The following is a 20,090-nucleotide window of genomic DNA, read 5'->3' on the forward strand; positions in this document are numbered from 1 at the left end:
CTCAGTGCTCACCCCACGGCGAGTCGTACTTCACACCGAGCGCGCCCGCCTCTTCGGGCGTCAGCAGCCGCGGCGCCCGCTCCCCCAGGGCGAGGAGCAGGGCGGACACCTCCTCCAGTTCCACCGCCGCGTCGACGGCGCGGGCCATCGTGGGCCCGGCGAGTACGGGGCCGTGGTTCTGGAGGAGCGCGGCGCGGAGCGGGAAGGGCAGCCGGGCCAGGCCCTCGGCCTGGTCCGCGTCGCCGGGCGGGGCGTACGGGACGAGCGGGGTCTGGCCGACGCGCATCACGAAGTACGGGGTCAGCGGCGGCACCGCGCTCCTCACCGACCACGGGGGGAGGCATGACACCGCGGTGGCGTTCCGGGCGTGCAGGTGTACGACGGCGCGGTTGCCGGGGTCGCGCCGGTAGAAGGCGCTGTGCAGGGGGAATTCCTTGGACGGCCGCGGTCCGTCGAGGTGGGTGCCGGCGAGGTCGAGCACGCTGAGACCGTCGGGGTCGACCTCGGCGAGGTCGGCGCCGGTGGGGGTGATGAGGATGCGGTCGTCGACCCGGACACTGAGGTTGCCGGAGGAACCGGGGCTGAGCCCGAGGGCCGCGAGCCGGGCGCCGGCGACGGCGAGGTCGGTGCGGGGGTCGGTCATGCCAGTGCGCTCCAGGCTTCCGTGAAGATGGTGGTGTCGCCGAAGTTGCCCGACTTGAGGGCGAGATCCACGGTGTGGTCCCGGCCGTACGCCCGGCCTTCGGCACGTGCCCAGGTGACGCCGGCGGCGATGGGCGAGCCGATGGACAGGGTGCGGACACCGAGGGCTGTGACGACGGCTCCGGAGGTCTCACCGCCGGCCACGAGGAGGCGGCGCGCACCGGCTCCCACCAGGTCGGTGGCGCAGGTGGCGAGGGCCCGCTCGACGAGCTCGGAAGCGGCGGGGCCGTCGTGCGGCGCCGCGTGTTCGAGGTCGCCGAGGTCGTCGACGGCGTAGATGAGAGGCGGCTTCGCCGGGTCGTCGTCCCAGGCTCGGCGCGCGAAGGCGACGAGTCCGGCGACCGTCCCCGCGAAGTCGGCGCGCAGGGCGGCCAGGTCGAGCTTGCGGTGGGGCAGGTGGGCGCGCGCGTGGGCGACCTGGGCGCGTGTGGCCGACGACGCGCTGCCGGAGAGGACGACGCCGGGGTCGCCGGGGCGGGAGGCGGGCTCTGCGCGGGCGGCTTCGGCGTGCGGGCCGGTGAGACCGAGGGCGAGTCCGGCCGCGCCGGTGACGAGGGTGAAGTGGGCGGTGGCCGCGCAGACGGTCACCAGGTCCTCGTCGCTCACGGCGTCCACCACGACCAGGGCGCCGGCGAGGTCAGGGGCGTCGAGAGCGGCACGCAGCGCGTCGCTGCCCTTCCGCACGGTGTCGAGCCCGACGAGGCGCACCGGGTGGCCGGTCTGCGGGGTGAGCAGCCGGCCGACGTGGGAGTCCCGCATCGGCGTGAGCGGGTGGTGCCGCATGGGGCTCTCGTCGAGGAGTTCGTCGTGGACGAAGAGGCGGCCCTTGTAGACGGTGCGTCCGGTGGCGGGGAACGAGGGGACGACGACCGTGCGGCATTCGCCCAGTTCCGCGAGGAGTGCGTCGGCCACCGGGCCGATGTTGCCGCGCGGGGTGGAGTCGAAGGTGGAGCAGTACTTGAAGTAGAAGCGCTCGCAGCCGGACCCGCGCAGGGCGCGCAGGGCGGCGAGTGACGTACCGACGGCCTCCTCGACCGGCGCGGTGCGCGACTTGAGGGCCACCACCACCGCGTCGGCGTCACGCACAGCCGCCGCCCCCGGGCCCTCGGAGAGGGCGTCCGGTCCCACGGTCACCACGGTCCGGTGGCCCCGGGCGACGAGCATGGTGGCGAGATCGGTTGCTCCGGTGAAGTCGTCGGCGATGGCCCCGAGGGTCGGCATCGGACCTCCTTGCGTTGGGGGGTGCGGTACCGGGTGGAGTTCCCCGGCAGCCTGTGTGTGAAAAAATGTTAACAGACTTTACGCAGACGAGATCTGCTGATACATCTTGTTAACACGCTCCCCTGTGGTGCTCGTGCCGTAGCCGAGACCGCGTCTGCCGGAGCCGTTGAACCGAGCCGTGTGCCCGTCTAGGAGAGCCCATGAACCTGCATCACCTGTTCGCCGGAACCGGCGACCGGACCGTGCGCTACGCACTGTCCGGAGCCGGCGGCGGCTTCGCCCGGACCCTGCTGGCCCAGACCCCGCGCATCGGGCGTCTGGCTCCTGCCGTCCTGTGCGACCGTGACGTGGAGCGGCTGCGCGGCATGCTCGTCGAGCTCGGCTACCCGGCGGAGGGCCTGGCCGTCTGCGCGGACGCCGACGAGGTCGCGCGGGCCGCGGATCAGGGGGCCGTCGCCCTGGTCGCGGACGGCGCGCTGCTCTCCGCCGCGCCCTGGGACATCCTCGTCGAGGCGACCGGAAGCCCGGCCGACGGATACGCGATGGCCCGCGAGGCGCTGACCGGCGGCCGTCACGTCGCCATGGTCAGCAAGGAGGTCGACTCCGTCGCCGGGCTGCACCTCGCGGACCTGGCACATGACAACGGCGTCGTCTACACCACGGCGGACGGCGACCAGCCCGCGAACCTCATCGCGCTCGTGACCTGGGCGGAGCTCCTCGGCCTGGACATCGTGGCGATCGGCAAGTCCAGCGAGTACGACCTCGTGTACGACCCGGAGACCAACTCGGTCACCCAGCTCGACACCACGGTCCCCGCGCCTGAACTGACCGGGCTCCTGAGCCTCGGATCCGACGTGCGCGCCACGCTCGCCGCACGCGCGGCCGCCTTGACCGCTCTGCCGACCGGCGCCACCGCCGACTACTGCGAGATGGCGGTGGTCGCGACCAACACGGGCTTCCGGCCGGACGTCGAGCGCCTGCACTACCCGGTCGCCCGGATCGCCGAACTCGCCGACGTCTACGCCCTGCGTGAGGACGGCGGTGTCCTGCACCGCGCCGGGACCGTCGACGTGTTCAGCGCGCTGCGGCTACCGGACGAGGCCTCGTTCGCCGGCGGTGTCTTCGTCGTCGTACGCACCGGTGACCCGGTCACCTGGGAGACGCTGCGCGGCAAGGGCCACGTCGTCAGCAGGGACGGGCGCTACGCGGCGATCTACCTGCCGTACCACCTCATGGGCGTCGAGACACCGGTCTCGCTGCTGTCCGCCGTGCTCCACGACCGGCCCTCCGGCGGCGCCGACCCGCGCGCCCACGCCATGCTCGCAGGCCGCGCCCGGCGCGACCTCCCCGCGGGCACCGTGCTGGACATGGGCGGCCACCACCACGACGTCACCGGCGTCCAGGCCGTCCTGCTCCGCGACGAGGACGCTCCCGCCGACGCGGCACCGCTGTACCTCGCGGCGCACACCACCCTCGGGCGGGATGTCCGCGCCGGCGCCCTGATCACCCTCGGCGACCTCGCCGACCCGGACGCGGACCTGCTGCACGCCTGGACCTCCGGGCGCGCCTCGCGCGCCACCGACGCCCCCGCCCCCTACGCGAGCCGATGATGAGTACCGACCTCCAGAACCTCCTGCTGGGCGCGGCCGCGGTCGTCGTCCTGATCCTGCTGATCACCAAGGCCAAGCTCCATCCGTTCCTGGCGCTGGCGCTGTCGGCCCTGGGCCTGGGTCTCGCGGCGGGCCTCGGTCCCGGCGACACCGTCGAGCACTTCCAGGACGGTTTCGGCGACGCGCTGAAGAGCACCGGACCGACGATCGGGCTGGGCACCATACTCGGCGGCATCCTGCTGGGCTCCGGCGGAGCCGACCGGATCGCCACCGTCTTCATCGGCGCCCGCCCGGTCAAGTGGATCCCGACGGCGATCACCGCCGCAGCCCTGCTCATCGGGATGCCGCACCTCTTCGACGTCAGCTTCGTGATGCTGGTGCCGCTGGTGTACGCCGTCGCCAAGCGCACCGGCACGCACCTGCTGTACGTCGGGCTGCCCCTCGCCGCGGGTCTCTACATCTCGCACGGCCTGCTCCCGCCGCACCCCTCCCCCACGCTGGCGGTCTCGGCGTACGGGGCGAACACCGGGCTGACCATCATGTACGGCCTGATCATCGGCATCCCGATCGCGGTGATCAGCGGACCGCTGCTGACCAAGTTCGCCTCGCGGTGGTTCGGCCCGGCCCCGGACCTCGACAAGGGCCCGATCCCGGAGACGAGCCCCGAGCCGGAGAACCGGAAGCGGCCGGCCTCCTTCGTGCTCGCCCTGATCACCGTGCTGCTGCCGCCCGTCCTGATGCTGATCGGGACCATCGGCACCGCGAACACCGCTGAGGGCTCCCTGCCCTACGCGGTCTTCGAGGCGTGCGACTCCTCGGTCATATCCCTGCTGGCCGCGGTGATCTTCGCCTTCTTCGCGCTGGGACTGCGCTCCGGCTTCGGTCTGAACCAGCTCCAGAAGATGGCGGGCAAGGGCCTCGGCCCGGTCGGCGGGATCGTGCTGATCCTCGGCGCCGGCGGCGGTCTCAAGGCGATGCTCACCGCGACCGGCATCGACAAGCTGATCTCCGACTACGCGGTGGACTGGTCGATCCCGCCGCTGCTGCTCGCCTGGCTGGTCGCCGCTCTGCTGCGCATCTGCCTCGGATCGGCGACGGTGGCCACCGCGGCCGCCACCGGTATCGTCGCTCCGCTGATCGGCGCGTACCCGGGCCTCTCCCCCGAACTGCTGGTGCTGGCGACGGCGTCGGGAGCGGTGATGCTGTCGCACGTCAACGACTCCGGATTCTGGCTGTTCAAGGAGTACTACCAGCTCTCGGTGGCCCAGACGTTCCGCACCTGGACCCTGATGCTGTCCCTGCAGTCGCTGCTCAGCCTCGGCGGAGTGCTCCTGCTCAGCACGTTCGTGGGGTCCTGACACCGCGCCGTGTTGGGACGCGGCGGGCGGGGACGGCACAATCGAGCAGCGACCGCGGTGGTCGCGCGAGGAAAGGTAAGAAGCAGTGGCCGACGAAGAGCAGTTGCCCCTGATCCCCGATCAACGGCGCGAGCTCCTGTTGAAGCATCTGCGGCGCGACGGAGTACTGAGCGTGCAGCAGATCACCCAGCTCTTCGGCGTCTCCCACATGACCGTCCGCCGCGACATCGCAGAACTGGAGCGTCAGGGACTGGTGTTCTCCGTGCCCGGCGGGGCACGGATCGCCAGTCACCTCCAGAGCGAGCCCAGCTTCCAGGCCAAGTCGGTGCTGGAGCAGCCCGAGAAGCAGGCCATGGCCACGGCCGCCGCCGGGCTCGTGCGGGAGGGCATGACTGTCTACCTGGACGCGGGGACGACGCTGCTGGCCATGGTGCCGCTGCTCGCGCGCCACGAGTCGCTGACGGTCGTCACCAACGACTTCACGACCGTCGACCGGCTGATGGCCTCCTCGCACCTCGACGTCATACACATCGGTGGCCAGGTGGACCCGTCCAACCGGTCGAGTGTGGGCCGGCTCGCGGCCACGACGCTGCGTCAGCTCGCACTCGACATCGCCTTCATCAGCACCAGTTCCTGGGACCTGCTGCGCGGGGTGACCACCCCTTCGGCGGCGAAGGTGGAGGTCAAGCAGGCGGCGATGGAGTGCACGGGGTCGAGCGTGCTGGTCGCCGGCGCGTCGAAGTACGGGACGTTCGGCAAGTTCCGGGTGGCGCCGCTCAGCGCGTTCGACACCATCGTCACCGACGACTCCCTGGCCGAGGCCGCTGCCGAGGGGCTGCGGGCCGGCGGCGCGGACCTGCGGCTGGCGGCCGTCTGAGCCCTGCCCCTCCCCGGGTCTCCGGTGAGGGGCAGGGCTCAGAGGGCGTCGGCGGCTGTTCCGGTGAGGCGCGCCGATTCGTCCTGAAGAACCCGCGCCGTGTTCATGTCCTGAGCCCGGGCCGACATGTGGGCGGGTGCGGGGCCTCCCCGTGTCCCGTCCAGCAGTCGCTGGCCGTAGTAGCTCCCGCCGTCCCGTCCGGCCATCCGCGGTCCCGCCTGTCCGAGGTCCGTCGCGGCGAGGCCGGGCTGGGCCGCGAGCGCGAGCACCTGCTTGCCGGCCGCGTCCGCCCTGCGCTGGAGTTCCGCGGTGAAGAGCAGGTTGGCCGGCTTCGACTGCGCGTACGCACACCACTTCTCGTAGCCCCGCTCGACGTTGAGGTTGTCGAAGTCGATACGCCCGATCCGGTGCGCCGGCGATGACACCGCCCATGAGTGCATACGTCACGCCTCACCGGGGAGCGCCGCTCCACACCCGTGGCCGCAGGGCCGTACGGGTGGGGCACGCACCGTCAGCCGTCGGCTTCCCGTCCGCCCCGCCCCGGCTGCTCGGGAGGCTCGGTGGGCGAGACTCCGGTCACCCGTGTCCCGGGATGCCGGATCGCGCACAGGTACCCGATACCGAGCGCGATGGCCATCCCGTAGAACACCCACTGGTTCGCCTCGGCGAAGTCCATTCGGACCGCGTCCATCGAGTCCCTCATGAGGGTGGCGACCCGGCCTCCGCCGGACGGCTCCTGTGCGTCCGGATTTCCGGTGACGGCCTCCGCGACCGATCTGGCGGCGTCGTTCGCCGCGCCTGCCGGCACGCCTCTGGACGTGAGGGTCTCCACGACCCTGTCGGTGGTGACGTGGGTGAGGATCGTCCCGAAGACTGCGATCCCGATGCTCGCCGCGTAGTTGCGCACGGTCTGGGTGAGGCCGGTGACCTCGCCGTACGAGGCGCCGATCGACCGGTTGACCGCGTCGGTGGACGCCGGGGCGAGGAGGAAGCCGATGCCCGCTCCGGCGAGCGCGGCGTACGGCCACTGGTCGTGCATCGACAGGTCCGTCAGCTTGTTCGCCCACAGGGCGAACCCGACGGCGCCGAGCGCCGTGCCGATCTTCATCGCCGGACGGGCTCCGCGCCGGTCCAGGATGCGGCCGCCCCACTGGGACGCGATCCCGAACCCGATGAAGAAGTAGAGCAGGTACAGGGCGGCCTGGTTCGGCGAGGCGCTCAGCGAGACCTGTGCGTAGACGGACGCGAAGAAGAAGACCGGGACGAAGGCCAGCATCGCGAGGAAGAGGACGAGCATGTCGACGGTGAACGCCCGGTCGTGGAAGACACGCAGCTTGATGAGCGGTTCCGCCACCCCGAGTTCGTAGCGGCAGAACACCGCCAGGACGACGAGCCCGCCCACGATGCACACCCAGGTGGCGACGCTGCTCCAGCCCCACGCGGACGCCTGCTGGAACCCGAACACGCTCAGCCCCATGCCCACGGCCACCAGGACGGCACCGGGCACGTCCAGCTTCTCGCGCCGGCGGATCTCGGGGATGTGAGCCATGACGGCCAGGACGAGGGCGATGACGGCGATCGGCACGTTCACCCAGAAGATCGCCCGCCAGGTCCAGGCCGTCAGCCAGCCGCCGAGCAGCGGCCCGACCGCGGTGAGCGCTCCGGAGAGACCGAAGAACAGCGCGAGCGCACGGCCGCGCTTCTCCACGGGGAAGACGGCGATGACCACGGCGAGCGCGGCGGGGAACATGAGCGCCGCGCCGAGTCCCTGGGTGGCACGGAAGATGATCAGCCAGGCCTGTGCGAAGTCACCTTCCGGGACGCAGCCGCACAGCACGGAGGAGACGACGAACAGGAGCGTGCCGATCACCATCACCCGGCGGTGGCCGAAGATGTCGGACAGCCTCCCGCCGAGCGCGAAGAATGCGGCGAGGGCGAGCAGGTAGGCATTGACGACCCATTGCATCCCGGAGGACGAGAGCCCGAGTTCCTCGATGATGCTCGGCGCGGCGACGGCGACGATCGTCTGGTCGATGAACGTCATCGACACGGCGAAGAGCATCGCCGCGAGGGCCAGCGTCTGGTTGGCGGCTCCCCCTGCGGCAGGGGGGCCGGCCGTGTCCGGGCCGGGAGTGTCGGTGCGCATGATCCGAGTGTGAACCGGATGGGAGAAGCCCGCACATCCAGGTCGCGGCCGTCGTACGGCGGATGGCGGTGCCTCAGCTCCTCCGCTCCTCTGCTCTTCCGCGGCCGGACCGGCCGTCAGCTCGGAGGGCCCGCCGTGGCCCGCGGAGCGGGTTCGTCCTCGGTGCGGGAGCGGTGCAGGGCCAGCATGGCCTGGTCGTCCTGCGGCCGGCCGCCGACGTGGCGCCGGACGTCCTGGATCAGCGTGTCCAGGATCTGCCCCGGAGCGAGGCGTCCGCCGGAGCGCGCCCGTCTGCCGAGGACGAGAGGCAGGCGTGCGACGGGGTCGTAGAAGCGCCCGGCGGCATCGCGCGACTCGGTGACGCCGTCGGTGAAGCAGAGCAGGGTGGAGCCGGCGGGAAAGGGGAAGCTGTCGACCGGGGAGCTCCACGCGCCCAGATCGCTCATCCCCAGTGGGGGCGCCTCCTCGGACGCACCGAGGAGGGTGGCGCGGCCCTGTGCGTCCAGGAGTACCGGAGGCGGATGGCCCCGGTTGACCAGGCGTACGGTCTCCAGGTCCGTGGAGAACTCGGCGATGAGCGCTGTCGTGAAGCCCTCCGACTGTTGCTGGCCGCCACGCCGGCCGCCCTCGCGCAGGAGGGCCCGCTCCAGCCGGGTCACGAGCTGCGGGAGGTCCTCGGCCTCGTCCGCCGCGTACCGGAAGGCGCCGAGGTCGGCGCTGACGGCGCTGACCGCCCCGAGGCCCTTTCCCCGAACGTCCCCGACCATGACCCGGATCCCGTACGGGGTGCTCTGCACCACGTACAGGTCGCCGCCGATCAGTGCCTCGCTCTCGGCGGGCACGTACCGGGCGTCGACGTGCAGGTCCCCCAGCCGCGACGGGGGCCTGGGCAGCACGGCCCGCTGGGCGACGGCCGCGACGTGCTGGGCGCGCCGGGCGCGGGCGTCCTGTCTGCGCAGCGTGCGGTGGATCAGGACGGCGAGGGCGGTGACGGCCGCCAGGGTGATCTGGTTGGCGATGCCCGCGCGCCAGCCGAAGGTCCCGTCGAGCCGTGCGAGGAACGCGTGGACGACCATCGCCGTGAGCCCGATGCCGATGATCGCGCGGATGCCGCAGAGCGGCGCGGCGGCGACGGGTGCAGCCATGAGCAGCGGCGCGGACGTCACGTCGTGCGGGGTGACCAGGTCGACCACCACGGCCAGCACGATGAGGCCTACGGGGATCCACTGGGTTCTCAGCAGCTGCGGCACTCCCCCACGCTGCCCGCAAGCACGGCCCTCCGCATCCCCGGCGTCACGGTCCGGCGTACATGACGGGGCTTCTGACGGGCATGAGCCTCTTGTGGTCGCGGGGCGGGCCGGTGTTCCTCCCGACGTCATGATCTTCGGTCCGGCGCACACCCGTTCGCGGGACAGTCGCGTGCATTGCCCACGTAAGTGCTCGTACGGAGCAGCCGGTGCCTCATCACAGGGGACGTCATGCGCCTTCGGAAGACATCCGTCGTCATCGCCGCCGCAGTGGCGGCCGCCCTCGCCCTCACCGCCTGCGGCGGTGAGGGCGGCAGCGGCACGGGCGCGGCGGCGCCCGCGCGGGGGGAGACGTCCGCCGACTCCGGCAGCCGGAGCGGCGCCGGTGCCACGACCGCCACGGAGGGTTCCGGCGTAGGGGACGGCCGGGCCTCGGCATCAGCCCCGGCCTCCGAGGCCCCGTCCGCCTCCTCGGCCGGGGGTATCTGCCGGACGGCGGACCTCTCCTTCAGCAGTTCCGGCGGCATGGCGGAGGGCGAGGTGCTGATCAACCTGGAGAACACCGGCTCTGCGTCCTGCTCGATGCACGGGTTCCCCGGCCTGGACCTCACGGGCAAGGACGGCACCGTGAGCGCCGAACGCAACGGCGGCCGGTCGGTACCGACGGTCACGCTGGCCCCCGGGGAGCGCACGAACTTCTCCTTGTACTTCCCGCCGAACACCGGCGGAGGCTCGGGCGTCACGTTCACCTCGGCGGTCGTGACGCCGCCGGACGAGACCCGTTCGCACACCATGTCCCTCTCCGTGAACATCCCCGCGGGGTCCGGCTCCGCTTCCCGCGTCACGGTGACCCCGGTCGGCTCGGGCAAATAGGCGTGACGGCACCTCAGGGCCGGGGTACGGCGGGCTGCTAGGCTCGCCGTGGACATCGCTCTCTCGGTGAGGAGACCGGACATGGTGGGAGACGACGACATCTCCGGGTGACACCCGGATGTGATCGCCCGTGGGCAGGTGCGCGACAGCGCCGTTGCCGCGAGGCCCTGTGTCGTTCCCGTTTCCCCCTGCCCGCCCCGGGCGGAAGCCTGTCCGCCCGTACGCACACGAGGTCATCTCCCATGTCCGACGCCTCCGCAGCCCTGCTCGCACGCGACATCGTCCGTTCCTTCGGCGACGGGCGCGTGGTCGACGGTTTCTCCCTCACGGCGCCCCCCGGCCACCGCATCGGACTGATCGGGGAGAACGGCGTCGGCAAGTCGACATTGCTCCGTCTGCTCGCCGGGGCCGACGAACCGGACGCGGGAAGCATCACCCGCCCGGCCGATCTGGGCTTCCTGCACCAGGAGATGCCGTTCGCCGCCGCCGCCACGATCGCTGACGTGCTGGACGAGGCGCTGAGCGAGGTCCGCGACGATCTCGCCGAGATCGAGCGCCTCACCGGGGAACTCGCCCGCGCCGACGAGGACTCCCCCGGGTACGCCGCGCTGCTCGACGCCTACGGCCGGCGGCTGGAGCGCGCCCAGGAGCAGGAGGCGTGGGACGCCGACCGGCGCGCCACGATGGTGCTGGAAGGCCTCGGCCTCGGCGGGATCCGGCGGGACCGGACACTCGGTTCCCTGTCCGGTGGGCAGCGCGGGCGGCTGGCCCTGGCTTCCCTCCTGGTCCGGAGGCCTTCCGCGCTGCTGCTGGACGAGCCGACCAACCATCTCGACGACCGTGCCGCGGAGTTCCTGGAGGAGCAGGTGTGCGGCCTGCCCGGCGCCGTCGTCGTGGCGAGCCATGACCGGGCCTTCCTCGACGCCGTGTGCACGGACCTGGTCGACCTCGACCCCGCCATGGACGGGCCGGTGCGGTACGGCGGCAACTACACCGCCTACCAGGCCGAGAAGCGGGCCGAACGGGAACGCTGGGAACGGCGTTTCGCGGAGGAACAGGAGGAGCTGGAGGCATTGCACCGGTCGATCGGCACGACCACGCATCGCGTCGCCCCGGACCGTGGACCGCGTGACAACGAGAAGATGGGTTACGGCGTCCGGGCCAACCGGGTGCAGAGCCAGATCTCGCGCCGGGCGCGCAACGCCGCCCGCCGGCTGGACGAACTCGAACGGCACCGGATCGCCGAGCCTCCGCAGCCGCTGCGGTTCCGGCGCACCGCCCTCGCCGGACCTTCGGCGGACGGGCTCCTCGTCTCCCTTCGGGACGTGCGGGTGCGGGGCCGCCTCGCCGTCGACCGCCTCGACGTGGCGGCGACCGAACGGCTGCTCGTGACGGGTGACAACGGGGCGGGGAAGTCGACGCTCCTGGCCGTGCTCGCCGGACGTCTCGCGGCGGACGGCGACGTGCGGCGCAAGGGCGGCCTCTCGGTGGGGATGCTGGCCCAGGACACCGTGTTCGCGCGGCCGGACCGCACCGTCCGGGACACCTACGCACACGCCCTCGGGAGCGAGCGTGCGGAGGCCGTACCGCTGGGTTCGCTGGGGCTGATGAGCGAGGCGGACCTGGGCAAGCAGGTCGGGCGCCTCTCCGTCGGCCAGCGCCGCAGGCTCGCGCTGGCCCTCCTGGTGGCGCATCCGCCCGAGTTGCTGCTGCTCGACGAACCCACGAACCATCTGTCCCCCCGCCTCTGCGACGAACTCGAGGCGGCCATGGGTGCGGGCCCCGGAGCGATCGTCCTGGCCGGTCACGACCGCTGGCTGCGGAGGCGATGGCAAGGGCGCGAGCTGCGCCTCCGGCCCTGGTAGGCGGGGACTGCGAGCGGACGCATCCTGGACATCGCGTCCATATGGTGAGACGCGCTTGCGAAGGCCCATGCCTGCGGCGTCTCATCGCGCCTGTGCAAACCGAACAGATATCCCCTGATCAACCGGCCTCCGACGACAAGGCGGCGAGGCGCGCCGTCACGGTGTTCCCCGTCCTCGTGCTTGCGGCGGGCGTAGCCGGTCTCGTCACCCCCGGCACGTTCGACGGCTGGACGGAATCGGTTCCGTACCTGCTGGGGATCGTCATGTTCTGCATGGGCCTGACGATGACTCCGCTCGACTTCAGGGGCGTGGCGAAGCGCCCGTGGGCCGTGGCCATCGGGCTGGTCGCGCACTACGTGATCATGCCGGGGCTGGGCTGGGCCATCGCCCACCTGCTCGGGCTGCCGCCGCAGCTGGCGGCCGGACTGATCCTGGTCGGCTGCGCGCCGAGCGGTACGGCGTCGAACGTGGTGACCTTCCTGGCCCGCGGCGACGTGGCGCTGTCGGTCTCCGTCGCCACCGTCTCCACCCTGGTTGCCCCCCTGGTGACGCCCCCGCTCACGCTGCTGCTCGCGGGTGCGTACCTGCCGGTGGACGCCGGCTCGATGATCACGGACATCCTCAAGACAGTGCTGCTTCCGGTCCTCGGCGGCCTCGCGGTGCGGCTCGTCGCGGGCAAGCTCGTCGACCGGGTGCTGGGCCTCATGCCCTGGCTGTCGTCGCTGGCCATCGCCGCGATCGTCTGCGCCGTCGTGGCGGGCAGTGCCGGCACGATCAAGTCGGCCGCCGTGACCGTGCTGATCGCCGTCGTGCTGCACAACGGCCTCGGACTCGCACTCGGTTACGGTGCGGGCAAGATCTCAGGACTCGGCCGGCCCGCAAGCCGCGCCATGGCCTTCGAGGTCGGCATGCAGAACTCCGGGCTCGCCGCCTCGCTGGCGACCGCTCACTTCAGTCCGCTGGCCGCCCTGCCGGCCGCGGTGTTCTCCGTGTGGCACAACATCTCGGGCGCGCTGGTCGCCGCATGGATGGCGCACCGGTCACGGCGGGACGAGTCGGCACCGGCGGTCGCCGCCCCGGCACCGAGGACCGCGGCCGCCGAGGAATCCTGACCTCGGGCCGCAGTTCACCGCCGAAGGCGTTCGTCCGGGGTTCCGGACGAACGCCTTCGGGCGTTCCACAGGGTTCACACCGGCCCGGCCGCCATGCTCCGTATCAGGCTCTTGGGCCGCAGGTCCGTCCAGTTCTGCTCCACGTAGTCGAGGCAGGCCTGACGGGTGTCCTCCTGATGGGCCACGGTCCAGCCGCCGGGCACCTCGGCGAAGGCAGGCCACAGCGAGTGCTGTCCCTCGTCGTTGACGAGCACCAGGTAGGTGCCGTTCTCGTCCTCGAAGGGGTTGGTCACCGGAACTCCTTGAACTTAGGTAAGGCTACCTTCACTTAATTGCTGTCACCTTACCCGGATCACCCACGGCTGACGCACCCCGTTCCGTAACTCGCCTCCGCCCCTCCCGATCGCCTCGCCCACCTCCGCCGACGAGATGAGCCAGGGGCGACGCTGTGCGCGAGGGCGCCCAGGACGCCTGGGGGCTGTGCGGGATCCGCCGAGCTCTCATGGACGGTCGTCAGGCTCCGCCGGCCTGCCGACAGGGCGGCCGGAGCCCTGCTCGGGCGTCCCTCGCACGGAGGACCGCGCCCCGGCGCGCGTGGCCCTCAGGGACGACCCCATGACCAACACGGAGAGGGATTCGTGGAACCCCCGGTCGCTCGTACCGTCTTGATCAGGGACGGCGGCCGGCCGACGGCCGGTGACCAGGACCCGAAGACAGGCGAGACGGTGAGGGTGGCACGGGTGACTCAGCAGAATCGGCCGATGGACAAGGCGTTCGCTCCCGAATACCAGGGGGCGCTCGGCTCGTTGTCGGTGAACTCCTCCCTCACCGAGGTGCTGGCGAAAGGGATCGAGGAGTTGCGGGCAGCGGAACGTGCCGGGCAGCAGCGGGAAATGGCACGCTGCGGGCTCGCTGTCGCGGAGGCGCACCGGCGGCTGGGGCACGTGACGGATGCCGACACCGCGTGGAAGTCGAGTTACCGTGCGGCGCGTGAGGCCGAGGATGTCGGAGCCATGGCGTGGGCGCTGTGGAGCGGCGGCACGCTCGCCCGCCAGCGAGGCTCGCTGGCTCTGGCCTACCGGCTGCTCGGGCTCGCGGCCGACATGGGCGAGCGAGGGGGCGACGTGGTGGTACGCGGCTACTCGCTCGCCGGTCTCGCGGAGACCGGGCGCATCCAGGGCGACTATCAGGCCGTCGGCAAGCTGCACGAACAGCTTCTCGCCGAGGCCCGCAGGCGCGGAGAGGCCAGGCACACGGTCTGGGCGCTGGAAGGCATAGCCCAGATGCACCGGAACACCGGCTCGTACGACAAGGCGCTCGCGCTCTTCGAGGAGGCGGCCGAGACCGCGGGTGACGCCGACGACCGGCGAGGCCGCGCCTGGGCGCTGCGCGGCATAGCGGACGTGGTGTCCGTACGCGACGGTGAGGTGGAGCGTGCCCTGGCGTTGCTCACCGAGGCCGAATTCATCTGCCGCGAGATGAAGTTGTCCAGCGCGCTGGCGTACAACCACAAGATGCGCGGCAATGTGCACTACCGGGCGGGGCAGTACGCACAGGCCCGCGACACCTACGCGCAGGCGCTCGCCGAATTCCAGGAGATGAACGAGCCACGGGGGACCGCGCTGTCCCGGCTGGGGCTCGCCAAATCGCTCGCCCGGCTCGGCCGGAACCCGGCGGAGACAGTCGTGGAGCTGTCCGGTCTCCGCCGGACCCTGGACCGCATCGGCCTGAGGCACGCACGGGAGATGGTCGACAAGGCCGCGGCCGAGCTGGGGCTGGGCCCGCTGCCCGACGCAGGCCACCGCGTCGAGGAGGCGGCGACGCGATGACCTCCCCCACGACCGTCTCCGCACCCGCCGGGGCAGCCGCGACCTCGGACACCGGGCCACCTGAGGCCGCGGCCTCCGCTCCCCGCGTACTGGCGCGCTGTCGCGATCTGGTACGTCCGTCCTTGTCCGCCGCGATAGAGCGCCTCCACCCGTGGCCGGGTGAGATGGCCGCGTTCTCACTCGGCTGGTGCGAGGTCGGCGGTGCGCCCGCCGACGGGTCCTTCGAGGGCAAGGGCGTGCGCCAGGCCCTCGCCGTGCTGTGCGCCGAGGCGGCGGGCGCACCCGGGAAGAGCGCCGTGCCCGGGGCGGTGGCGGTCGAGCTGGTCCACACCTTCTCGCTGCTGCACGACGACATCATGGACGGGGACGGGACCCGGCGGCAGCGCGAGACCGTGTGGAAGGCGTACGGCACCGGGCCGGCCGTGCTCGCGGGCGATGCCCTCTTCGCACTCGCCGTGCAGACGCTCGCCGAGACAGCGGGCCCGCACACCGCCGGGGCCGTGTGCAGGCTGTCCGAGACACTGAGCGGTCTCGTACGCGGCCAGGCGGAGGACCTGCTCTTCGCGGCCCGGCCCTGGACCGGGCCCGGCGCCGTCCGGACCGACGAGTACCGTTCCATGGCCGAGCTCAAGACCGGCACCCTCCTGGGCTGCGCCGCGGCGCTCGGCGGCCTTCTGGGAGGCGCACCCGCCCGCACCGTCGCCGCCCTTGACCGGGCCGGACGGCACCTCGGGGTGGCCTTCCAGGCCGTCGACGACCTGCTCGGAATCTGGGGTGACCCACTGGTGACGGGCAAGCCGGTCCACAGCGATCTGAGGCAGCAGAAGAAGACCTATCCCGTGCTCGCCGCCCTTGCCGGGGACGGGTTCCACTCCAGGGAACTCGCCGCTCTTCTGAACTCACCGCTTCCCCTCGACGACGCCGGTACGGTTCGCGCGGCCGCGCTGGTCGAGGCGTGCGGCGGCCGCGCCGCCACCTTGGAAGAGGCCCGCCACCACCTCGACGCCGCCCGTGGCTGCCTACGGAGCGTGCCCCTCGTCCCACGTGCGGCGCGCGAGATCGAGCTGCTGCTCGAGTTCCTGCTGCACCGCAGGGTGTGAATGCGCCCGCCGTCGCGAGGGGGTGACACAAGCATCACCGCACCGGGGGACGCCGGTGTGTGGCCCAGTATTCGGCGGCGGTGATGCCGAGCAGCACCACGTCGTGGTGGCCGCCGGCGAAGAACTCATGCTCGCGGAGCCTGCCCTCCTCGACGAAGCCCAGCTTGCGGTAGAGCGCGAGTGAGCCGTCGTTGAAGGCGTAGACCTCCACCTCGCACTTGTTGTAGCGCTGCTCGGCGAACATATAGGTGAGGACGAGTTCCGTCGCCTCGGCCGCGTACCCTCTGCGGCGGTGGGCGCGGCTGATCTCGACGCCGGTCCTGAACCGTCCCGCACGGCTGTCGGTCTCTCCGACTGTCACGGACCCCGCGAAAGCCCGGTCCGCCAGCCCCTCGACCACCAGGCGGAAGGCTTCGCCTCCCGGCGGGCGCCCCGCCCGCTCGGCGGTCCAGGACCGGAAACTCTCGGCGGAGCGCGGGGGTTCGACCAGATCCGCGTTACGGACGTCGAGCGTGTTCCGGGCCAGGTCGAAAAAGCCTTCCCAGTCATCGGGCTCGACACCTCGCAGGCGTACCTTCTCCCCGGTCCACATGCCGCTCATCGCGCCCACCTGTCCTGTGTCGGTTGCAGGGCGCTCACGGCCATGCCTGTCGGACGGGACACACTAGCGGCGGCGCGCGGTCGACGGCCCGGCTATCCCAGAAGCGCGGCAACGATGATCAGTACGGGGATCGAGGCCACGGTGGACAGCAGGATGGACTCCCGGGCGATTTGTTCGCCGACCCGGTACTGCGAGGCGTAGGTGTACAGGTTCTGCGCCGCGGGCAGCGCCGAGGTCACGACGACGTCGAGGAGAGCGGCGCCCTGCAGATGGAAGACGCCCGCGCCGATGGCCCAGGCGATGAGCGGCTGGACGGTCGTCTTGAGGGTGGCGGAGAGAACGATGGCGGGCCGGTTGTCCCCCCGGGCGGGTATGCCGCTGCCGCGCAGGGAAATCCCGAAGGCCAGCAGGACCGCGGGGACGGACATGTTGCCGATGAGGGTGAGGGGTTCGAGGGCCGGCGACGGGACGGTCCATCCGCTGGCGGCCACGACGACACCCGAGAGCGAGCCGACGGCCATCGGATTGCGGAGCGGTGTGGTCAGGCGCTGCAGGAGAGGGCGGGGCTCGCCGGGCCGGTTCAGGTCGAGGATGGTCAGGGCCAGCGGGGTGACGACGATCTGCTGGAAGAGCAGGACGGGGGCGACCAGGGAGGCGTCCCCCAGCACGTAGACGGCGATCGGGATCCCGAGGTTGCCGGCGTTGACGTAGCTGGAGCACAGGGCGCCGATGGTGATCTGTCCCGTTCCCCATCGTCGTAGGAGTCCTACGGTGATGAAGAGGGCGGCCGCGGAGGCGGTCCCCGCGGCGGTGACGAGGAGCCGTTGGGAGAAGATGACCGACAGGTCCGCGCCCGCCAGGGTCGTGAAGAGCAGGGCGGGGGTCGCCACGTTGAAGGCGAGCCTGGTCAGGACCGTCCGGCCTTCGTCTCCCAGGTGTCCGCGGCGCCCGAGGACGTAGCCGATGCCGATGACGACGGCGATCACCGCGAAACCCGTGAGAACTCCCCGCATGGACTTCCTTGCTGATGGATCGTATGCGTCCGGTCAGCGAGCGGCGATGGCCGGCCTGTGCCGGAACCGCGCGGGGCTCAGGCCCCCCGCTTCCGCCCGGAAGCCGCCCGCCGATGCGTTGACCAGGGCTTAGCCTACGGTCACCGTGGCGCGGTGCTCAGCGACCGGTCGCCCGGAGCGGGGCTCTGCGCGCGCCCCCGGCCCCTGCGGCCGCGAAGCGGGACGGCGGCGTGCCGAAGGCACGCGTGAAAGCCGCGGTGAACGCGGCGGGAGAGGCGTAGCCGAGGCGGCCACCGACCTCACTGACCGACGCGGAGCGCAGGAGCGGCACAGCCGCGAGCAGACGGGCACGGGCCCGCCAGACGGCCGGGCTCTCACCGGCCTCAAAGCGGAAACGCCGGGTGAAAGCCCGCTCGCTCATGTTCGTCGCGGCGGCCCATGCGGCGTTGGTGACGCCGGCGTCGGGGGCGGCCAGATAGGCGCGGCAGAGCCTCGCGAGATCGGTGGAGGCCGGAATCCCCACGTGGAAGGGCAGGGGGGCGCGCTCGGAGATCTCATGCAGGAGGAGCGCGGCGATGGTTCCCTCGCGCCCCGACAGGCTGTAGTCGGGCTCGAACTCCACGGCGGCCAGCAGCAGTTCACGCAGGAGGGGCGGAACGTCGACGACCGTGCAGGTGGCGGGCCACCAGGGGACGGCGTCCGGCTCGATGTACAGACTCCGGGTGCTCACCCCGAGCATGCGGACACGGTGCCGGGTAGCGGCGGGAATCAGCACGGCACGCTCGGGCGGGACGGTCCAGGTCCCGTCGGCGGTGTCCACGACCATGACCCCTGTGGCTCCGTAGAGGAACTGCGCACGGCGGTGTTCGTGCAGGTCCAGTACGTGACCGGGCGGGTAGTCGGTGCCGATCGGCAGGACGACCCGGTCGACGTGGTCGACCTCGGCCAGCGGGACGTTCTTCACCCCTCCACCGTACTGGCTGGGACGCGAAAGAAGTGCGCCGACCATCGCATGCGGGACGCCCCCTGCGGCTGGTGGAGTAGGGCGCATGGACGTGGTGATGCTGACAGGGGTCGGGCTCCTCACCGGGGTGACGACGGTGCTGTTCGGGTTCGGCGGCGGATTCGTCGCGGTGCCGGTCGTGGTGTGGGCCGACGCCGCGCTCGGCGGGGATGCGATGCGGGTGGCGACGGCCACCTCGGCCCTGGTGATGGTGGTGAACGCGGGATTCGCCACAGCGGTCACACCGCGACGGGTACTCGTCGCCCTCCGCGGCAGCCGTCCGCTGCTGCTCCTCCTGTCGGCCGGCGCCGTGGCCGGCGCTCTCGCAACGCGCCTCGCCCCGGCCGGTCCGACGCGCTGGGCGTTCGTCGCCTACGTCGCTCTCACCGTCGCCGACCTGCTTCTGCGCCCCGGCTTCCTGCGTACGGCCGCCCGGGCCCGGGCGGCCGCGGAAGCGCCACGGCCCCTGCCCGCCGTCCTCGGCGCGCCGGTCGGTGCCGTCGCGGCGTTCCTCGGGGTGGGCGGCAGCGTCATGACCGTCCCCGCCATGCGGCGGGCCGGACACACCATGCACACGGCGACCGCGCTGGCCAACCCTCTGACCCTCGCCATCGCACTGCCGGCCACCGCGGTGTCCCTGGGCGCCGCCGCTGTCCCCGCCGCCATCGACGCGCACGTGCACCTGGTGGGGCTCATCGACGTCCGCGCCGCCTCGGCGCTGCTCCTCGGGGCTCTGCCGGTCATCGCGGTACTGCGTCGCCGCCCGCCGCGGATCCCCGACCGCGCCCACGCATGGGCCTACATCGGACTGCTCATCGCCGTGACCGCGGCGATGGTGGGGTCGGCGTAGAGGAACGCCTCCCCCACGGCTCTCCCGGTCCCGCGGGCGCGGGTATGTCGAGGGCCCGCGCGAGGGCGGCGGTGACGGGGGCCCGGTGGTCGGGCAGATGCTCGGACACCCAGCTGGAGGCCACTGCGAGGAAGCCGGCCAGGTCACGCTCGGCTTCGTCCGTCAGGCGGCGGAGCTCCGTCACGGGCAGCTCGATCACCGGGCTGTCGCACCGCTCGGCGTCCACGGTCAACCGGACGGTGTCGCCGCGAACTTCGACGAGCGGGTCGGGGTCATGGCCGCATTCGACGTGTCCGTCGCCGTCGAGGGCCTTGCGCCAGTCCCGCCAGTCCTCAAGCCCGCTGCAGCACCCCGGCAGGAAGGTGATGCCTTCGGAGCTGTCCGTGACCCGCATGCCACCGGCCGCGAAGAGGTCGTCGAACGTCAGCAGCCCGTGCAGGAACGAACCGAGCGGGTCGACGGGCCGTGGCGGGCGGTCGCCGTGTTCGGGTTCGATGTCGTTGCACTTGGCGATGCTCATCACCGCTGCGCCGGCCTCGGCAGCGGTGAGCTCCCCGTCGAGTGCCAGGTAGCCGAACGACTTGACGTCGGCGACCGGCCAGAAGCCGAAGCCGTCGGCCGGGTAGATCTCCAGGACGGGCTGCATAACGATCACCCCCGGAGTATTCCGCGCACCGGCCGCG

General features: G+C 72.0%; 18 protein-coding genes and 1 pseudogene. 9 read left to right on the forward strand and 10 right to left on the reverse strand.

Annotation, left to right across the window (positions count from 1 at the left end):
• Position 1: 1 nt before the first annotated feature.
• Together OG379_RS03855 and otnK are read right to left on the reverse strand one after the other, a co-directional pair.
• The gene (locus tag OG379_RS03855; RefSeq protein ID WP_405659272.1) at positions 2-643 is read right to left on the reverse strand and encodes a class II aldolase/adducin family protein; all 642 of its coding nucleotides are present in this window, start codon (positions 641-643) and stop codon (positions 2-4) included.
• Positions 640-1,923 carry a 3-oxo-tetronate kinase gene (gene otnK, locus OG379_RS03860; protein ID WP_405659275.1) on the reverse strand — a complete coding sequence of 428 codons (1,284 nt, stop codon included), beginning with the start codon at positions 1,921-1,923 and terminating at the stop codon, positions 640-642. Before otnK ends, OG379_RS03855 begins: the two co-directional genes overlap by 4 nt.
• Positions 1,924-2,123: 200 nt before the next feature.
• Between otnK and OG379_RS03865 the strand changes: the two genes are divergently transcribed.
• The 3 genes from OG379_RS03865 to OG379_RS03875 all read left to right on the forward strand — a co-directional run bounded on the left by OG379_RS03865 (position 2,124) and on the right by OG379_RS03875 (position 5,768).
• Complete coding sequence (locus tag OG379_RS03865) at positions 2,124-3,533, forward strand: homoserine dehydrogenase (protein WP_405659278.1); 1,410 nt, start codon at positions 2,124-2,126, stop codon at positions 3,531-3,533.
• Positions 3,533-4,891, forward strand: coding sequence for a gluconate:H+ symporter (locus OG379_RS03870; protein WP_393754880.1), 1,359 nt, complete (start codon positions 3,533-3,535; stop codon positions 4,889-4,891). The genes OG379_RS03865 and OG379_RS03870 overlap by 1 nt, the downstream gene beginning before the upstream one ends.
• A gap of 85 nt (positions 4,892-4,976) precedes the next feature.
• Entirely contained in the window at positions 4,977-5,768 is a 792-nt protein-coding gene (locus tag OG379_RS03875) for a DeoR/GlpR family DNA-binding transcription regulator (RefSeq protein WP_405659280.1), read from the forward strand.
• Between the two features lie 38 nt (positions 5,769-5,806).
• Here OG379_RS03875 and OG379_RS03880 read toward each other — a convergent pair.
• From OG379_RS03880 to OG379_RS03890, 3 genes and pseudogenes are all read right to left on the reverse strand, one after another.
• Positions 5,807-6,193: pseudogene (locus OG379_RS03880) on the reverse strand (short-chain dehydrogenase); the annotation flags it as partial.
• Between the two features lie 86 nt (positions 6,194-6,279).
• Positions 6,280-7,914 (reverse strand): MFS transporter, encoded by a 1,635-nt coding sequence (locus OG379_RS03885; protein ID WP_405659283.1) that lies wholly within the window; start codon positions 7,912-7,914, stop codon positions 6,280-6,282.
• Positions 7,915-8,030: 116 nt separating this feature from the next.
• Positions 8,031-9,164, reverse strand: coding sequence for a PP2C family protein-serine/threonine phosphatase (locus tag OG379_RS03890; protein WP_405659286.1), 1,134 nt, complete (start codon positions 9,162-9,164; stop codon positions 8,031-8,033).
• Between the two features lie 228 nt (positions 9,165-9,392).
• On the opposite strand from OG379_RS03890, the gene OG379_RS03895 reads away from it, so the two are divergent.
• From OG379_RS03895 to OG379_RS03905, 3 genes are all read left to right on the forward strand, one after another.
• Positions 9,393-10,034: a DUF4232 domain-containing protein gene (locus OG379_RS03895; RefSeq protein WP_405659289.1), complete on the forward strand. Its 642-nt coding sequence runs from the start codon at positions 9,393-9,395 to the stop codon at positions 10,032-10,034.
• Between the two features lie 242 nt (positions 10,035-10,276).
• Positions 10,277-11,899, forward strand: a complete 1,623-nt coding sequence (locus OG379_RS03900; RefSeq protein ID WP_405659292.1) for an ABC-F family ATP-binding cassette domain-containing protein — start codon at positions 10,277-10,279, stop codon at positions 11,897-11,899.
• Positions 11,900-11,940: 41 nt separating this feature from the next.
• Positions 11,941-13,011 carry a bile acid:sodium symporter family protein gene (locus tag OG379_RS03905; protein ID WP_405659295.1) on the forward strand — a complete coding sequence of 357 codons (1,071 nt, stop codon included), beginning with the start codon at positions 11,941-11,943 and terminating at the stop codon, positions 13,009-13,011.
• Positions 13,012-13,085: 74 nt separating this feature from the next.
• On the opposite strand, the gene OG379_RS03910 is transcribed toward OG379_RS03905, so the two are convergent.
• Positions 13,086-13,304: an MbtH family protein gene (locus tag OG379_RS03910; RefSeq protein WP_405659297.1), complete on the reverse strand. Its 219-nt coding sequence runs from the start codon at positions 13,302-13,304 to the stop codon at positions 13,086-13,088.
• A gap of 468 nt (positions 13,305-13,772) precedes the next feature.
• On the opposite strand from OG379_RS03910, the gene OG379_RS03915 reads away from it, so the two are divergent.
• Both OG379_RS03915 and OG379_RS03920 read left to right on the forward strand, forming a co-directional pair.
• Complete coding sequence (locus tag OG379_RS03915) at positions 13,773-14,840, forward strand: tetratricopeptide repeat protein (RefSeq protein ID WP_405668398.1); 1,068 nt, start codon at positions 13,773-13,775, stop codon at positions 14,838-14,840.
• Positions 14,837-15,940, forward strand: coding sequence for a polyprenyl synthetase family protein (locus tag OG379_RS03920; RefSeq protein WP_405659300.1), 1,104 nt, complete (start codon positions 14,837-14,839; stop codon positions 15,938-15,940). Before OG379_RS03915 ends, OG379_RS03920 begins: the two co-directional genes overlap by 4 nt.
• Before the next feature lie 34 nt (positions 15,941-15,974).
• Here the strand turns inward: OG379_RS03920 and OG379_RS03925 are convergent, their stop codons facing one another.
• From OG379_RS03925 to OG379_RS03935, 3 genes are all read right to left on the reverse strand, one after another.
• Positions 15,975-16,541: a GNAT family N-acetyltransferase gene (locus OG379_RS03925; RefSeq protein WP_405659302.1), complete on the reverse strand. Its 567-nt coding sequence runs from the start codon at positions 16,539-16,541 to the stop codon at positions 15,975-15,977.
• A gap of 92 nt (positions 16,542-16,633) precedes the next feature.
• Positions 16,634-17,554, reverse strand: coding sequence for an AEC family transporter (locus OG379_RS03930; protein WP_405659304.1), 921 nt, complete (start codon positions 17,552-17,554; stop codon positions 16,634-16,636).
• Between the two features lie 157 nt (positions 17,555-17,711).
• On the reverse strand, positions 17,712-18,518 hold the full coding sequence (locus OG379_RS03935; RefSeq protein ID WP_405659306.1) for an AraC family transcriptional regulator: 807 nt from the start codon (positions 18,516-18,518) through the stop codon (positions 17,712-17,714).
• 85 nt (positions 18,519-18,603) lie between these two features.
• On the opposite strand from OG379_RS03935, the gene OG379_RS03940 reads away from it, so the two are divergent.
• Positions 18,604-19,407 carry a TSUP family transporter gene (locus tag OG379_RS03940; RefSeq protein WP_405659308.1) on the forward strand — a complete coding sequence of 268 codons (804 nt, stop codon included), beginning with the start codon at positions 18,604-18,606 and terminating at the stop codon, positions 19,405-19,407.
• Here OG379_RS03940 and OG379_RS03945 read toward each other — a convergent pair.
• Positions 19,370-20,053, reverse strand: a complete 684-nt coding sequence (locus tag OG379_RS03945; protein ID WP_405668400.1) for a hypothetical protein — start codon at positions 20,051-20,053, stop codon at positions 19,370-19,372. The genes OG379_RS03940 and OG379_RS03945 overlap by 38 nt on opposite strands.
• Between the last annotated feature and the right edge of the window lie 37 nt (positions 20,054-20,090).

The organism is Streptomyces sp. NBC_01166, from assembly GCF_045039765.1.
Classification (GTDB): Bacteria; Actinomycetota; Actinomycetes; order Streptomycetales; family Streptomycetaceae; genus Streptomyces.

Bases quoted from the DNA above. Each gene is read 5' to 3' on its own strand.
- OG379_RS03855 (WP_405659272.1), bottom strand. From the start codon at position 643: ATGACCGACCCCCGCACCGACCTCGCCGTCGCCGGCGCCCGGCTCGCG.
- otnK (WP_405659275.1), bottom strand. From the start codon at position 1,923: ATGCCGACCCTCGGGGCCATCGCCGACGACTTCACCGGAGCAACCGAT.
- OG379_RS03865 (WP_405659278.1), top strand. From the start codon at position 2,124: ATGAACCTGCATCACCTGTTCGCCGGAACCGGCGACCGGACCGTGCGC.
- OG379_RS03870 (WP_393754880.1), top strand. From the start codon at position 3,533: ATGAGTACCGACCTCCAGAACCTCCTGCTGGGCGCGGCCGCGGTCGTC.
- OG379_RS03885 (WP_405659283.1), bottom strand. From the start codon at position 7,914: ATGCGCACCGACACTCCCGGCCCGGACACGGCCGGCCCCCCTGCCGCA.
- OG379_RS03895 (WP_405659289.1), top strand. From the start codon at position 9,393: ATGCGCCTTCGGAAGACATCCGTCGTCATCGCCGCCGCAGTGGCGGCC.
- OG379_RS03900 (WP_405659292.1), top strand. From the start codon at position 10,277: ATGTCCGACGCCTCCGCAGCCCTGCTCGCACGCGACATCGTCCGTTCC.
- OG379_RS03905 (WP_405659295.1), top strand. From the start codon at position 11,941: ATGGTGAGACGCGCTTGCGAAGGCCCATGCCTGCGGCGTCTCATCGCG.
- OG379_RS03915 (WP_405668398.1), top strand. From the start codon at position 13,773: ATGGACAAGGCGTTCGCTCCCGAATACCAGGGGGCGCTCGGCTCGTTG.
- OG379_RS03920 (WP_405659300.1), top strand. From the start codon at position 14,837: ATGACCTCCCCCACGACCGTCTCCGCACCCGCCGGGGCAGCCGCGACC.
- OG379_RS03925 (WP_405659302.1), bottom strand. From the start codon at position 16,541: ATGAGCGGCATGTGGACCGGGGAGAAGGTACGCCTGCGAGGTGTCGAG.
- OG379_RS03930 (WP_405659304.1), bottom strand. From the start codon at position 17,554: ATGCGGGGAGTTCTCACGGGTTTCGCGGTGATCGCCGTCGTCATCGGC.
- OG379_RS03940 (WP_405659308.1), top strand. From the start codon at position 18,604: ATGGACGTGGTGATGCTGACAGGGGTCGGGCTCCTCACCGGGGTGACG.
- OG379_RS03945 (WP_405668400.1), bottom strand. From the start codon at position 20,053: ATGCAGCCCGTCCTGGAGATCTACCCGGCCGACGGCTTCGGCTTCTGG.